Raw genomic sequence first — 15,581 nt, 5'->3', positions numbered from 1 at the left:
TGACTAATTAGTTGTTTTCTTTTGTTTCTTTATTCCGCATCGAATGTCTGCAATACATTTCGACAAGTTAGACATTAACAGGGCTAAATAATAATTTCTCTTTATTACTCTTCATTGGTGCTATTTTTAATAATCAACTGTTCAATTCCAGATATAATAATGTAAAGTCCATTCTCAAACATACGGTCAGAGCCTATTTCTTCGAACAAATCATTATTATATAGCCTCTTTAATACTTTTACACCATCATCAGGAAATTGCTCAAAGGGTCGTTTAAACAATGTTTGAACATCATTTGGACCGAATTCTTCCAATATTAATAGTTGTGTTTTCTTTTGTTCATACTTGTCTAATTCAAAAAAGATGACGTAATTTAATAGACACATAATAGAAGAAAATTTATCTTTGTCTTCCATTGGCAAGTCATCGACCACTTGAAGTAATTCATTAATTAATATCATGTAATCAGGCTCAGTTGGAATGGTTCTCATTATTAATTGAGCTGAGCAAGGATACTTACTCAATGTATCTTTGATCCCGACAGCAAACTGAGTCAATTTTCCCTTCCAATCTCCGTCCAATTTTGTGGAAAGTATAGACTCCTTCGCAATTTCATTGGCAAGTGATTGAAAAATACTCTGTTTGTTTTTAAAATACCAGTAAATAGATGGGGCTTGAATATTTAATTCAACCGCTAACTTTCTCATACTAAATTCCTCGATACCTACTTTATCCAACAATCTCCAAGAAGCAGCGATAATATTTTCTTTTGTGATTTTTGTTTTTTTCCCTTTCATTAATAGCAACTCCATTTCTAATAAATCAATCATACAAAAATATAATGTAATTGTCTAACACTGTTAAATAAATGTTTACACCATATAAAATCAATGTTATATTATCTAACGGTGTTAGATTTAATTCTGGTTTAGTCTCTTCAAATTGATCCTTTCCTTTGTTGCCCGTTAATTCCTATTATTTATATAAGGACTGGCTACAAATTGAAGCAAGTATCGTACCTACAGATTCCACCTTAAATGATATGGCTATAACCATACGTAAATCACACCGTTCTTACATCTATTAATAATCAAAAGGAGATATTAAATATGCATATTGTCACGATTGTTATGCAATCATTTTTAATATTTATGTTTTTAATGGCAAGTTCTAGAAAATTGACAGGCGATAAGACAGCTATCGAAGAATTTAAAACATTGAGAATGCCACAATGGTTCCGTGTGTTCACAGGTGGCTATGAATTAGTAACGGCAGCAGCTTTAATTATCGGTTATTGGAATGCAAGCTGGATCGCAGCAGGTTCACTTCTGACTGTCATTTTTGCTATAGTCGGCACTTTTGCAATGATACGTGTTAAAGAACCATTTAAAAACATGACAATGATTATAGTGATAGCTATTTTTGCCCTTATCTTATTTTTAAGCAATGCCTCGAATCTTGCAAATTTCCCTGAATTTAACTAATAAAGAGTTCATTCTCACAAGAAACCAGAGGTAAATAGTGGTGGTCTATTAGACTACCGCTATTTTTGTATCGGAATTATTTAGCGATGAAAAAAGGCAGACCTTTCTCACTAGAGTCGGTCTGCCTTTGATATCATTCTTTTTATCTGAACTAATTAATTGTTAGATTTTGTTTCTTTATTTCCGTATTCAAATGCTTACTGTATTTTTCCACAAGGCTAAGCATATTGTCAAATTGTTCCTCCGTTATTTGTTCAAAAATAACTTTATCTCGTTCATAAAACTCATTATGCAGCTCTTCATGTATTTTAAATATCTTTTCTCCTTGTTCTGTGAGCTTAAAGTAGATTTCCTTTTTATTCTCCGGTTTCTGATAACTTTCGATAAGACCTTTTTTAATAAGTTTTTTCGTTAATTTACTGATAGCACCTCTAGTCATATAAAGGGACTCCGCAAGATTTGTCACATTGGGATTTGTAGATTTTTCAATGGATTCAATACAATGCACTTCAGAAGGTGAGTGTCCCTCAAGACTTTTCATCATTTTACTTTTATTAAGCCAAACCATTTTATTAAATAAGTCCCTGACATTCATTATGAGTTCTTCTTCCTTGGTCACGGTTTGCCCTCCCACTTGTTGGTACATCAATGATATTATACTGTTATTTTGTTTCTCTTTCAACAATACCATCAAGGGACAAGGGAGACAGGCCCCTTGTCCCTACTTCCCTACCTAAATTGTCTCAAAATGGAAAAACAATATGATATAATAATGGTACAACTACATAGGTGCGGGTGGTATGCACTCTTTTCCTATCTAAGAAGGAAAGGAGGTGACATACAAATGGATTTCGTTTTGGACTTACTCAAAGATGTAGCAAAAATCTTTTTTACTACTCTTGCTGCGGGCTATGCAAATCGCTTTGCAAGCAAAAAGAAGAACAAACGAAAACCCACCCCGCGCCGTCGGAAGCATAAGGGTGGGTCTTCTAAATAACAATTTAGCATACCACTCGAAAGTAGTTGTCCAAGGAGTTCTAGCTCCTTGGTTTTTTTAGTTTGATTCTTATATATTATAATATACCCTTACTACCAAAATTTCAATCCTGAAGGGACAAAGGGGCCTGTCCCCTTGTCCCTACTTAATCCGATCTGTTCCCTTCAATTCCTCAACAGTTGCTGCACCAATTCCGAACATTGTCATCTGTAATTCTAGTTCTCGTGTCTCAAACAGTTCGATTAGATCTTCTGGTGATTCAGTAGCTTCTTTTAAAATGGAACGAGCAAAACCAACCATGTCTGATCCTAGTGCGATTGCTTTAGCGGCATCCATTCCATTTTTGATTCCCCCGCTGGCGATAATTGGTTGATTAATTGCTTCCTTAACGGAAACAATACATTCAGCCGTTGGGATTCCCCAGCTGCTGAAGGCTTCGGCTGCTATTTTCTTGATTTTCTCTTTGGAGCGTAGTTTTTCTACTTGGCTCCATGATGTACCGCCTGCACCTGCGACATCAATAAAGGAGATGCCAACATCAGTCAGTTTTTTCGCAGTGGTGCCATCGATTCCAAAGCCTACTTCTTTTGCGCCAACAGGAATCTCTAGCTGTGTACAAACTTGCTCGATTTTTCCAAGCAGATCTTTAAAATTGCGATCACCTTCATGCTGCACAATTTCTTGGATACTATTCAAATGGAGCACAAGCATATCCGCATCTGTCATCTCGATAATTTGTTTGCACTGGTCGATTCCAAAGCCATAATTAAACTGAACGGCTCCTAAATTAGCGATGATTGGAATCGATGGTGCATATTTTCGAATTTGAAAGGATTCCCGATATTTTTCATTTTCAATGAGTGCTCTTGTGGATCCTAATGCAAAGGCCCACCCACGTTCTTCTGCCGCAATTGCGAGGTTTCGGTTAATCGTCTCCGCCATCGCAGCCCCGCCAGTCATTGAACTGACTAAAAAAGGAGTCTTCAGCTTTTTACCTAGAAACTCTGTGTTTAATGTAATGTCATCAAAGTTAATTTCCGGCAAGGCATTATGTAAAAAACGATACGTTTCAAGGCCAGTCGTAATATTATCTCCTGTGACTTTTTCATTTAAAACCAACTCAATATGCTGGGCTTTTCTTTTGTCAATTGAATCAGTCATTCTCTAAACTCCAGTCTCATTATATTTGGCTGCAGGGAGGATATCTAAAGGTACGACACCAGCCTCCTGCCATTCTTTATGTAATCGTTCCAGCTTGTTCATGCTTGTAAAAGCAATTCCACAATCGCCGCCGCCAGCACCAGATGATTTTCCAGCTCCAAAACGATCAGCAATCTGAATTAGCTTTTCTAATTCCGTCGTTTCAATTGCCCCGCCAGTTTCTCGACTTAGCTCTAATAAAGCAGAACGGTTAGCGGATAAACTCGCCATCACCATCGTTATATCGTTTTGTTTAAAGCCTTCCACCATCGCGGAAACAGCATCGCGACTTTTCTGAAGGAATCCTTGATAGATATGGGAATCTTGCTGCTTTAATGGTTCAATCTTTTTTATTAAAGAAGCCGTTTTTGCAGCACTGCCTGTCCAGCCGACAGCAAGCACTAATTCTTCAGGCGCTTCTAGCTGTTCTATCTGGAGATAGGGCCAATTCTCTTCCACCAATTCAGAAATAGAACCTTTGTCTGCAAGCTTTCCTTTTAACCACCTTGCTTTAAATGCTGCATAGTGGAGCCAGCCGCCATATGTCGATGCTGCTACATCTGCACAGGAGCCACTGCCTTGTGTCTGATAATGAGCGATTGCAGCGAGCTTATAAATATGTTTTTTCGTAACAGTTAGTTGATCTTGATACAACATTAAAATGGAGGATACGACCGCAACAACTACTGCTGCACTAGATCCTAGGCCATATTTCCGACCAGTGGAAACATCATCTAATTCGCTAGTAATACTAAGTGAAAAAGGCTTCGTATGAACAGACTTTTCTCGTAAATACTGATGAACTACAGCTAATGTGTTTTCGATAAATTCCAATCTTGCATCAGTATCTTCCAAAACGACTTGTCCATGCTCGAATCGGCAAGCAACATTGGGAAGTCCTATTTGCGGCAAGGACAGCATCTGTTTTTCACTAAATGTCACTTTCGCTGTAATAAACCGGTCAACTGCTACAACGATTGCTGGATAGCCTGGTTCTAGCACTGCATATTCCCCAGCAATAAACAGTTTACCTGGAACTTTTATTTCATGCATCTGGACTCACTCCTTTTAAAAGTCCTCATTTATGCCACGCTTAACTGGAAGTAAGCTCCAAGAACAGGTGTGGATAAATTGTCCGTAAAGACTCGATAAATGCCACTTTCCTCCGTGAGGGATAAGTTTTCTTTAACGATCCCTCTTCCTATTTATTTTACCATTATCCCACCCATTCAGATAAATATTGAATTCCAGGGCCTGGATGACATACAACTACATCACGAACAGAAGCTACTGCTGCCAGCTTTTCTTTGATTATATGTTCTTGCTCTGGTTTGCAGAGGACTTTTACATTCGGTCCGGCATCAATGGTGAAATAAGCCTCTAGCCCTTGTTGACGCAATTCCATCACCTGTTGCATAACATCAAGCGTTGCACTTTGCCAATATAAAAACGGCGGCTTTGCCCCTAACGTTGTAGCATGCATTTTCATCGCATTTGCCTCGGCAATTTCACCTAGCTTTGTAAAATCACGTGCATTTATCGCTTCTTTCATCTGCTGTAAATCCTCATCTACTGTCGCTAACCAGCCCGCATAGAAAGGAGAAGTTTCCACTGTCCGCTGCATGCCGTCTCGGCTCGATACCGATTTAGGACCAGCTTCCACTACAACAGAAAGGACGCTCAGATCCCATGCTTTTTCGTCTAAAATTTGCGTTGCAAACGAATCCGTTCCGTCTGTCTTCTCGCCTTTTTGCCATTCTACAAATCCTCCAAAAATAGAGCGGGAAGCAGAGCCAGATCCTTGACGGGCTAAAGCGGAAAGTTCTGTCCCTGTTAAACCTAGCTGTAATGCTTTACTTGCTGCCGCAGCTAATGCTGCATATCCCGAAGCAGAGGAAGCAAAACCAGCAGCTGTCGGCACATGGTTCACCGATGTCACCTTTGCAAAAGCTTTTGTGCCAGCAATGTTCCGGACATGATCAAGAAAGGCTGTTATTTTCCCAATTTCTCGATCAGAGACTTGGCTTCCATCTAATATCAAGCTGTCCTTCTCAAACCGGTCAGAAAACTGCACCTTGGTTTCTGTGTAAAAATGATCTAATGTTATCGACAAACTACTATTTGTCGGTAAAAACAATTGGGTATTCCGTTTTCCCCAATATTTGATTAACGCAATATTCGTATGAGCTCGAGCGATCGCTTCCATTAATCACACTCCTCCATTGTTACTAGCATTCAGCTATTGTGTATTGCCATGTTTGGGCAGCACCAGCTTCCAGCAAAGCATCGGCAACTTTTTTTCCAAGCTGCTCATTTTCCACTAATGCTAAAATACAGCCACCGCGGCCACCGCCTGTTAATTTTGCACCAACTGCTCCAGCAGATCGAGCAGTGTCTACTAAATCATCTAATCCAGAATCACTGACACCTAACAAACCTAAATGCTGGTGTGCTTGATTTAATTTGTCGCCAACCAGTTGAAAATCACCTGCAGCAAGTGCTACTCGCGTCTCTTGTGTTAATATGCCAAGTAGTGTGATAGATTCCTCTATTTGCTCAGGCTTAATTTCATACTTATCTCGGATTGATTTAACCGCTGCAAAAGTATCGCCAACCCTGCCACTATCTGCTATAACCAGATGAAATGGCGCGCCAATTTGCACATGTTCAACCTCTTGCTGCTTTTGAAACCAAATCGGAGTGGCGCTAGCAGCTGTCATCATATCGATCCCACTTGGTGTTCCATGCGCAAATTTTTCCGCCCGCTCCACCAAGATCATTAATTGACTGTTGCTTAGCTTTTGATTGAAAAAGGCAAAAAGACCGCGAACAAGCGCGATCGCAATTGCCGCACTTGAACCTAGTCCTCGTCCAATCGGAATCGTGGAGGAAATCTTAATTTCTAAACCGGAAGACTGCTGCTCCAAAACCTTTAATGTCTGGATAATACAATCACCAATTCCCTCCATCTTTTCAGGAATTTGCTCTATTGGTCCTTGATAAAAGGGACTTTCGATTTGTATCGAACTTCCCCCGATATTCTTAACGGTTACTTTTACTTCTATTTGTTTAAACGGAAAAGCAATGGCCGGCTGTCCATAAACAACCGAGTGCTCCCCAATTAAAATTAACTTACTATGTGCTCGGCCTACCGCAATTTTTTGTGGAGTTTCAAGCATCGATATCCCCACTTTCATATAAATATATATCTGTTAGGATTTTTAAAACCAACTAATGATCCACGGTGCTGAATAAAGGATCATAAACTGAACGCCATAATTGACGCCCCAGCGGTGCAGCATACCAGCAAATAAACCGATAACAAGTACACCGATGATATTTATCCAACCAGCGTCCATAAAAGCTAATAATAACACAAGTCCAAAAAATAGTCCTAGAATTGCTTCATGGGGAACCCAGCGAAACACAAAGGCACAAATTTGATTAGCATACTTTACAGCGACAAAATAAGTAATTACAAGAGCTATCGTTGCCCCGATTAATGTTGCCCACACAAAATCTGCATTTGATAAGAGATGATGCAAATTATGCTCTGGCGTGAACACTGGCGGTGCGTTAAAGAGAGCATTTGCAGGTCCAATTGCCATTGGAGACAACGGGATACCGAGAGCAATCAAGGGAATTAATGTTCCAGAAATATACGTAGCATTTGTCAATCCTTCCATTGAAGCGATTGCTACTGACGCTTTTTTCACAGGATCCTTGATGCGACTTGAAAATACTTCTCCAAGGAAAATAGTCATACCGACAGGACTCATAATAAAGGTAATAGAGCCAATAAAGCTGGCAAGCATACTTGTTCCCGTTTCCTGTTTGGTCAATATTTTAAAAGGATTTGGAAAACCTTTAGAGGTATTCGTTTCCGCAAAACGAATCGTTTTCTTTGGATATCTTGGCATACTAGCTCGTTTTTCTTTATGTAATAGTTCAAACAATGTCAAAATGACAGGGCCAATGGTAATTCCTAAGAAAAAGGATATGAAGACATTCGTTCCTTCAGGCACAACCCCAATTCCCCAATAAAGATGGCGTAACCCTTCTATTAAGAGAGCAAACGGCAGGATCACTAGAAGTGATAACAGCTTATTTTTCGTCATTAATGCCAGTAAAACGGCACCAATGAAAAAGAGAGGGTTTGCATATTCTTTAATGACATCAGAGAATGGAATTAAGACTTGCGCCATCAATAAGCTCACAGGAACCGATACAAGCGTCCCGATTACAGATCCAGATGCCATTTTGCGAATACTGATATCTGGCATGCCATGTTTTTTTAACACGAGGGCATGCTCTACCATCGGGGTCGCCATCACTCCCCCTGGAATTCCAGCAAGTGCGACTGGAATAGAATCGGTGACTTTATTTGCTACAATTGCAGACATAAAAAAGGTTAAAACCACAATAGGCTCTACCCCCGCAAATACAATCGCCAGCGTTACCGGTGCTAAAACAGCCGTTTCGTCTGTCCCCGGTGCTACACCAATTATGGTATACAATACAGCTGCTAAAACGGCAGCAGCAATCATCTCAATAATTAATACGATATCCATTATTTTTCTCCCGTTCTTTCAAAGTTTCTTTTTGGCTTAATGATAAAACTACAAATAATAAAACCGATAATGGCACCACCAAGTCCAAAAAACAAAGGCTTTGGTGCCTCATTTGGTGCAATAAAATAGGCACCCATAGTCGTTATACTACAAATTATTAGTGCGATCACTAAATCTTTTATATTGATGAGATCCTCCCAGACCTCAATATTATCGTTTTCCTCTTGATTATGTTTATTTTCCATACAATCAAACTCCTTGTATTTAATGAGCGTTAATGAGCATACTGTTAGGTTCCGCTTCCCCACGAAGATTATACACTAAATTCCAACCGTTGAAAATGATTCTCAATTGAATTCCGGAAATTAAATATGTATTCATGGTTGTTATACCACAAATAGTAAATGCTATAACCATTATTTATTCAGATATTCAATTCCTCTAAATTTTCATATGAAAGAAACCTCTTTTTCATATGAAAAAACGATGAACCACATTTAATCATTAATGTGAATTCATCGTTCTTAAAAGGTTAATTAATCGCAAGCAGCCATTATCCCTTCCCCAGATTAGATACCCTACAGGTTAGTTACCCTAACTGGCGTTTAAATGCTTTATTAGCGAAGAAATAAGCGATAGCCATGATACCGACACACCAGCCAAGAGCTATCCAGATATCATTTCTAACGGTGCCTTCATACAAAAGAGCACGAATGGCATTTACAATGGAGGTCACAGGCTGATTCTCTGCGAACACACGGATAAGCTTAGGCATGGTTTCGGTAGGAACAAAGGCTGAACTGATAAACGGCAGAAAAATCAGCGGGTATGAATAAGCTGTAGCTCCTTCCATAGTTCCTGCTCTTAAGCCAGGAATGACGGCTAGCCATGTTAGTGCAAGTGTAAATAGTCCTAGTATCCCAGCTATCGCAAACCAATCTATAATAGCCGCATTGGAACGAAAGCCCATCAAAAGCGCAGCAAGGATAACGACCACCACAGTAAGCATATTGGAAATAATTGAAGTCAACACATGCGCCCATAATATCGACGAACGTTTAATAGGCATTGTAACAAAGCGTGCCATCAGCCCGCTTTTCACATCCGTAAACAGCCGCAGCGAAGTGTAAGCAACACCGGATGCGATTGCCATCAGCAGAATGCCTGGCAGTAAATAATTGACGTAGTTATCCGTACCAGTTTCTATCGCACCACCAAATACATAGACAAACAGCAGCATCATCATAATCGGCGTAATCGCCACTGTAATTATCGTGTCTGGGCTGCGCATAATATTGCGCATTAAACGTCCTAGTAGAACCCATGTTTTACTTTTCATTTACATTCTCTCCTTTTTGCCAATTATTGCGAGGAAAGTTTCCTCCAATGTCGGCTGCTTCTCGATATACTCCACTTTTCTTGGTGGAAACATCTCTTGAAGTTCAGTCAGAGTACCAGTAGTGATAATTTTTCCGCCGTGTAAGATGGCAATACGGTCTGCTAGCTGTTCCGCTTCCTCCAAATACTGAGTCGTTAGCAAGATGGTTGTGCCACCGCCCGCAAGCACCTTGACTGTATCCCAAACTTCCATCCGCGCCTCAGGATCAAGTCCTGTCGTTGATTCATCAAGAAAAATTACAGACGGCTTTCCGATTAAACTCATGGCAATGTCAAGTCTACGCTTCATCCCTCCCGAATATTGATCTGCTCTCTGGTTGGCTGTGTCAGTCAGGCTGAATCTAGCAAGCAAATGGTCAGCAGCCTGGACTGGATTAGAAACTCCCCGCAGCTTTGCAACCATGATTAGATTTTCACGACCAGTAAGCATGCCATCTAATGCTGCAAACTGCCCTGTCAGACTGATGCTTTGACGGACATTATCTGGTTGACGATGGATGTCAAAACCATCTATACTTCCTTTTCCATCATCAGGTTTCATCAACGTGGAGAGAATGTTAACTATCGTCGTTTTGCCCGCTCCATTTGAACCTAGCAATGCAAAAATTTCGCCACGCCTCACCTCAAAATCTATCCCCTTTAATACTTGTTTGGCTTTAAAGGATTTCTTTAATCCCTTTACAGAAATTGCTGTTTCACTCATGCTTTTCCCTCCTTATAGAAGTGCTTACCTAAAACTATATTGGCAGCATTCAGCTATTTAGCCTGACTGATATTCTGTATCACTTACTACCGATATAAAAAAATAACTGAATAGTTAACAATTCACCTTGGCAACAACCATCCAGTCCATAATAGCCTTTTTGTTTACTTTTGCTAAAATCGTTTCATGTTGATTTATTCATGATACTGCGGATGAAGCCAATCCGACTAAAATTTAAGATTTACATCATTAGCTTAAACCTCAATAGACAATTGCGGTTATCCACGACCAATAGTATCATTTAATTTTTTCCGATACTTATCATTCCAAGTTTCCTCATCCTTCACTAGCTCGTCACAAAAAGCTGCTACATCCGCACCTGTAAGGTCAGTAACTTTCTTTCCTTCAGCTGCTCCTGCCTCGAAGAGATCAAGAATACCGTTAAAAATGCGGCTGCTGCCCTCCCAATCAGTGGGACCACCACCAGCATTCCATATATATTTTTGAATTGCTTTATAAGCATTGCTATATTCACCTGGAAGTGCTTTTGCACGTGCCTCCATCGCCTTCCATTCCCGTTTTTCTTCCAGACTGCCAACTATCTTTTCAAAAATACTCATATTACAACATCTCCTTTGATTTAAGTTCATTAATTTTGCTTGATACAAACTCCCATTTTTCCCAAAACATTTTAAGCTGCTCTTGGCCAGCTGCATTCAGCTTGTAAAATTTTCTTGGCGGCCCCATATTGGATGGCTTCTTCTCGATATCAACTAAATTGTTTTTCTCCAGCCGCATGGTAATCGTATAAACAGTCCCTTCCACTACATCCGTGAAACCAAGCTCTCGCAGTTGCTGCGTGATTTCATACCCGTAAGTTTCCCCCCGGCTTATAATCTCAAGCACACACCCCTCAAGCACTCCTTTCAACATCTCTGTAATATTTTCCACATTTCCACCTCACTTACAGTTATTTTATATTTCAATACTATGCATCATCAGTACATTGTGTTATAGATATCAAGTATTACTTATTACTGGTATATAGTAATACATATTAGATTTGTTTGTCAAGACGCAAAGAGATTTCTTTATGATGGTATGTCATATGAAAAGAAAAGGCTAAGATTATTTTGAAAATCTCAGCTCTGAAGGATAAAAATTCAATATAATAGTTTCTTTAATTCTTTATCATCTGTAATCAAGTTTCTATACTCTTTCCCATTTATACTTAAACAGCTTGCTTCAATAAAGAAGTTGTCCTTATTATTGACTTGGAAATAGAAATTTGTTGTAGATGAAAGTGTATCCATTTCTTTTAATGCACTATTTAGGCTTTCAATCATAATTTTTTCCAAATCCTTGAGGAAAATAGCTTAATTCTGTTAATAATAAATGAGACTCATCAAAGTTAGTTATTCAGTCTATACGTATCATGATTCTGGTTCTTGATAAACATAATAAGACATGACTTGTTTAAACGTCATATTAATTTTAATTAACCAATACAAAGTATGATCTTATTCGTCAATTTAGTAACTCTATTAACTCATCTGCATCTTTACTTTTGATGATTTTTTGCACAATCGACTTATTTTCGATAATAGAAATTAACTTTTTAAACATGCCATCCAATTCACTATGTGTTCCCTCTTTAATATTCAATAGGCAAACAAATTGAACCATTTGCTGCTCATTCCATTGGATTGGATTTTTCAATGTGCACACTGTCCAAAAGGTCTCTTGCGTTACGGGAACCAAGGGATGGGGAACAGCCACGAGATTCCCATAGCTAGTCGGGGCTATTGCCTCTCTTTCTAAAACAAGATTCATATAGTCTGCTGGTACAAGATTTAATTGATATAACTCCTTACTTAGAAATTCTATAATGCTTTCTTTATCTGGCAAGTCTAATTGAAGATAAATTCTAGATGCATCTAAGTAATTCCCTACCTTATAAGAAGCAGCTTTTAGATGGTCATGAATAGATCGTATATCCTTGTCCTCTAAGAAAGTATTCACCACTTGGACTGGTATACCAAAATCTTCCCTTATCGGAATGGTGCTAATAATTAACTCAATATCCGTCAGGTCATATGAGGATAAATTATAATAATTAATGGTATCTATTATTTCCAGTTCTTGTTCAAATCTATTTTGCAAGCGATAATACAGTAACTTAGCACTCCCCACACCTGATGCACAAACAATGATTGCTTTTTTTCTTTTCTTCTTCTCTAATTCTAATCGTTCGAGCGCAACACCTATATGAAGAGAGATATAAGCAATTTCATCTTCTACCACTTCCATCCCTAAGTATTCCTCTATACATTTGCTAGCTATAATAGCTCCTTCAAAGGCAGCAGGATATTTTTTCTTAATATCGTTTAGTAAAGGATTACGTATACTCATTTTATTACGCAATCGATTCATGGCAGGACGGATATGCAAGGTTAAAGCTTGGATAAACTCTCGATCTTGGCGAAAGTCCCAATTCAATTCAGTGCGAAGTCTTTCTATCATCTCATTTATGATTGTCCCCGCCTCATCAAATTTACTGAATTCGACTAGCTCTCTTTTATGCAAGAGCTTTGTTCCGAGTAAATGAACAATAATATAATTTATTTCTGTGTTAGGAAACGTTAGACCCGTAAACTCTTCTACTTTACTAGTAATCTCGTCTGCTACTATCTTTTCAAATGGATACTCTTCCACTAGAACATCTGTTAACTCTTCTATTACAAAGCCTTCCTGAATTCTCCTGCATGCAATCGCTATATGTGTGGCTAGGTTTTCCAAAGAAATATCAGATATATCAATTTTATATTTAACTACCTTTTGTATGATAACCTCTTTAATCTTTTTTAAAAGATTTTGATCAATAAGCTGCAGAGAGTCTTCTTTAACAAATGTCTCTTGATTGCGACTTAATAAGAAATTGGATAAACATAACCGTTTCATATATTCATCACCCTGCACTTTCGAGCCATAGTGTGGTCTGTTTATTAATTTCAAGTTATATTTATCTAGAATCTCTTTCACTATTTTTAAATCATTATTCAAGGTAGACATCGATATAAACAGCTCATCTGTAAAGTTTTCTAGTTTAATAAAATCCTTTTCTAGAAATAAACGCTTTAAAATATAGAGGACTCTCGTATTTTTATCGGCAAAATCATCCACTGGCTTTTTTTTATCGTTAAAATGTTCATGAATAGTATTGGAAAATAAGGCAGGATTAACGATATTCAGTATATAGCCTTTTCCTCTAATGGAATCGATTATGGTCCCACATGACTCTGTCGTGTCCTGCATCAATTTTATTTCTTTACGAATAGTCCGATCACTGACACCCAATTCTTTAGCCATCCAGTCTGAAGTAACAGGCTCCTTTGATTCTGATAAAAGAACTAGGATGTCTTTCTGCCGGCTTGATAGTAAAGCCAATTTTAATCAGCTCCCTTCATCGTCCATTCATTGGACCATTTTTACTCAACTTACTAAATTATACATTTAAGTCCAGCACATAGGAAAAAATGGAGTTTAAAGCAAACTCCATTTAGACTATGAAAGCAAATCCTGACCTACCAGCTAGATTAATAGGTACAACAGAAGGCATGCCTTAGAAAAAGATCAAAGTTCTTCCCCATTTGTTTCAATAACGTGTTTGTACCAATCAAATGATTTCTTCTTGCTTCTCGCTAAGGAACCTTTTCCTTCATTATCTTTATCTACATAAATAAAGCCGTAACGTTTTTCCATTTCACCTGTTCCCGCGCTAACTAAATCAATACAGCCCCATGGTGTATAGCCGATTAAGTCAACACCATCTAATTCGACTGCTTTTTTCATTTCGGCAATATGATCACGGAAATATTGAATTCGATACTCATCATTAATTGATCCATCTTCTTCCAACGTATCCCTTGCTCCTAGACCATTTTCCACAATAAATAAGGGAATATTATATCTTTCATATAGAGCATTTAATGAATAACGAAGACCTACGGGATCTATTTGCCAGCCCCAATCGCTCGCTTCTACATAAGGATTGCGAATAACGTGGCCAAATTCGCCATCAGATTCACTGCCTTCTACTTCACGGCTACTCACTACTTTAGACATATAATAACTAAAACCAATATAATCTACGGTACCTTCTTTGAGAATCTTTTCATCCTCTTTCGTGATATCTATTTCAAATCCATTGCGTTCCCAATATTTCTTCGTATAATTAGGAATCTCTCCTCTAACATGTACATCGCCAAAGAACCAGCGATTATGCATTGCTTCTGCGGCATACATAACATCATCGGGATGACAAGAATATGGATAAACAGGTACAATGGCAAGCATACAGCCAATTTTAAAATCAGGATTAATTTCCCGGCCAATCTTCACTACCTTTGCACTAGCAATTAGTTCATAAAGAGAGGCTTGATACATCGTTTGCTCCCGATTTTCCCCTTCCTCATATTTAATTCCTGAATTAGTGAAGCTCGCGAAATCCATGCTTGTATCTGCTTGGTTATTGATTTCATTAAATGTCATCCAATACTTTACTTTATCCTTGTAGCGTTTTAATACCGTTTCCGCATATTTAACGAAGAAATCGATACACTTTCTATTTCTAAATCCACCATATTTTTTTACAAGATGATAAGGTAATTCAAAGTGTGAAAGTGTAATAACTGGTTCAATATTATGTTTTAACAACTCATCAAATAAATCATCATAGAATTGCAGTCCTTCTTCATTTGGTTCTGCCTCGTCTCCATTTGGAAAAATTCTTGTCCAAGCAATAGATGTACGGAAACATTTAAATCCCATTTCTGCAAATAGTTTAATATCTTCCTTGTAGCGCGAATAAAAGTCAATTGCTTCATGGTTTGGATAATTGTATCCTTCTAGCACACCATCTGTAATCTGACGAGCGACACCATGTCTTGCTGCTGTCATTACATCCGCAACACTTACACCTTTTCCGCCTTTATTCCAGCCACCTTCAAGCTGATGAGCCGCAACTGCTCCTCCCCATAAGAAATTCTCTGACAATGCTGTTTTTGTCATGATAAGCTTCCTCCATTGAATGTTATTTCTTGTAAGTTATAAATTTGTTAATAAAAAAAGAAAGCGGTCTATCGTTTCGTGGAGAACCGCCTTCTTCCTGTTAAAATAAATAGAGCTACAATGAAAATACTTCGTGTAAGTATTCGTTTCTCCAAATT

General features: G+C 38.3%; 17 protein-coding genes. 2 read left to right on the top strand and 15 right to left on the bottom strand.

Annotation, left to right across the window (positions count from 1 at the left end; translation table 11 throughout):
- Nucleotides 1–104 precede the first annotated feature (104 nt).
- Complete coding sequence (locus NX902_RS04800) at nt 105–797, bottom strand: TetR/AcrR family transcriptional regulator (protein WP_163185257.1); 693 nt, start codon at nt 795–797, stop codon at nt 105–107.
- Nucleotides 798–1,109: 312 nt separating this feature from the next.
- Between NX902_RS04800 and NX902_RS04795 the strand changes: the two genes are divergently transcribed.
- Complete coding sequence (locus tag NX902_RS04795) at nt 1,110–1,484, top strand: DoxX family protein (RefSeq protein ID WP_095333538.1); 375 nt, start codon at nt 1,110–1,112, stop codon at nt 1,482–1,484.
- A 151-nt stretch (nt 1,485–1,635) separates the two neighbouring features.
- On the opposite strand, the gene NX902_RS04790 is transcribed toward NX902_RS04795, so the two are convergent.
- Nucleotides 1,636–2,103 carry a MarR family transcriptional regulator gene (locus NX902_RS04790; RefSeq protein WP_095333535.1) on the bottom strand — a complete coding sequence of 156 codons (468 nt, stop codon included), beginning with the start codon at nt 2,101–2,103 and terminating at the stop codon, nt 1,636–1,638.
- A 225-nt stretch (nt 2,104–2,328) separates the two neighbouring features.
- Here NX902_RS04790 and NX902_RS04785 point away from each other — a divergent pair, with 225 nt between their 5' ends.
- Complete coding sequence (locus NX902_RS04785; RefSeq protein WP_164463770.1) at nt 2,329–2,481, top strand: hypothetical protein; 153 nt, start codon at nt 2,329–2,331, stop codon at nt 2,479–2,481.
- Nucleotides 2,482–2,622: 141 nt separating this feature from the next.
- Here NX902_RS04785 and fni read toward each other — a convergent pair whose 3' ends face one another.
- The 13 genes from fni to NX902_RS04720 form a co-directional block, all read right to left on the bottom strand.
- Nucleotides 2,623–3,642: a type 2 isopentenyl-diphosphate Delta-isomerase gene (gene fni, locus NX902_RS04780; protein WP_341160581.1), complete on the bottom strand. Its 1,020-nt coding sequence runs from the start codon at nt 3,640–3,642 to the stop codon at nt 2,623–2,625.
- Between the two features lie 3 nt (nt 3,643–3,645).
- Nucleotides 3,646–4,734: a phosphomevalonate kinase gene (locus NX902_RS04775; RefSeq protein ID WP_341160580.1), complete on the bottom strand. Its 1,089-nt coding sequence runs from the start codon at nt 4,732–4,734 to the stop codon at nt 3,646–3,648.
- Nucleotides 4,735–4,897: 163 nt separating this feature from the next.
- Nucleotides 4,898–5,887 (bottom strand): diphosphomevalonate decarboxylase, encoded by a 990-nt coding sequence (mvaD, locus tag NX902_RS04770; RefSeq protein ID WP_095333525.1) that lies wholly within the window; start codon nt 5,885–5,887, stop codon nt 4,898–4,900.
- A 22-nt stretch (nt 5,888–5,909) separates the two neighbouring features.
- Nucleotides 5,910–6,860, bottom strand: a complete 951-nt coding sequence (gene mvk / locus NX902_RS04765) for a mevalonate kinase (RefSeq protein ID WP_095333523.1) — start codon at nt 6,858–6,860, stop codon at nt 5,910–5,912.
- A 42-nt stretch (nt 6,861–6,902) separates the two neighbouring features.
- A complete protein-coding gene (locus NX902_RS04760) occupies nt 6,903–8,252 on the bottom strand; it encodes a tripartite tricarboxylate transporter permease (protein ID WP_171509367.1) in 1,350 nt (449 codons plus the stop codon).
- Nucleotides 8,252–8,497: a hypothetical protein gene (locus NX902_RS04755; protein WP_095333519.1), complete on the bottom strand. Its 246-nt coding sequence runs from the start codon at nt 8,495–8,497 to the stop codon at nt 8,252–8,254. Before NX902_RS04755 ends, NX902_RS04760 begins: the two co-directional genes overlap by 1 nt.
- A 344-nt stretch (nt 8,498–8,841) precedes the next feature.
- Complete coding sequence (locus NX902_RS04750; RefSeq protein WP_123259921.1) at nt 8,842–9,591, bottom strand: ABC transporter permease; 750 nt, start codon at nt 9,589–9,591, stop codon at nt 8,842–8,844.
- The gene (locus NX902_RS04745) at nt 9,592–10,353 is read right to left on the bottom strand and encodes an ABC transporter ATP-binding protein (protein ID WP_341160579.1); all 762 of its coding nucleotides are present in this window, start codon (nt 10,351–10,353) and stop codon (nt 9,592–9,594) included.
- A gap of 278 nt (nt 10,354–10,631) precedes the next feature.
- Nucleotides 10,632–10,973, bottom strand: coding sequence for a DUF1048 domain-containing protein (locus NX902_RS04740; RefSeq protein ID WP_341122661.1), 342 nt, complete (start codon nt 10,971–10,973; stop codon nt 10,632–10,634).
- A 1-nt stretch (nt 10,974) separates the two neighbouring features.
- A complete protein-coding gene (locus tag NX902_RS04735) occupies nt 10,975–11,304 on the bottom strand; it encodes a PadR family transcriptional regulator (RefSeq protein ID WP_095333508.1) in 330 nt (109 codons plus the stop codon).
- Nucleotides 11,305–11,516: 212 nt separating this feature from the next.
- Nucleotides 11,517–11,711, bottom strand: coding sequence for a YxiG family protein (locus NX902_RS04730; RefSeq protein WP_445668886.1), 195 nt, complete (start codon nt 11,709–11,711; stop codon nt 11,517–11,519).
- Between the two features lie 169 nt (nt 11,712–11,880).
- The gene (locus tag NX902_RS04725) at nt 11,881–13,800 is read right to left on the bottom strand and encodes a BglG family transcription antiterminator (RefSeq protein WP_095333505.1); all 1,920 of its coding nucleotides are present in this window, start codon (nt 13,798–13,800) and stop codon (nt 11,881–11,883) included.
- A 186-nt stretch (nt 13,801–13,986) separates the two neighbouring features.
- Nucleotides 13,987–15,423 carry a 6-phospho-beta-glucosidase gene (locus NX902_RS04720; protein WP_341122659.1) on the bottom strand — a complete coding sequence of 479 codons (1,437 nt, stop codon included), beginning with the start codon at nt 15,421–15,423 and terminating at the stop codon, nt 13,987–13,989.
- Nucleotides 15,424–15,581 lie beyond the last annotated feature (158 nt).

Origin of the sequence: Niallia sp. FSL W8-0954 (genome assembly GCF_038005605.1) — a bacterium.
In the GTDB taxonomy this organism is placed as follows: Bacteria; Bacillota; Bacilli; order Bacillales; family Cytobacillaceae; genus Niallia; species Niallia circulans_A.
The sequence above is the reverse complement of the archived record's forward strand: the minus strand, read 5'-3'. Positions and strand labels throughout refer to the sequence as shown.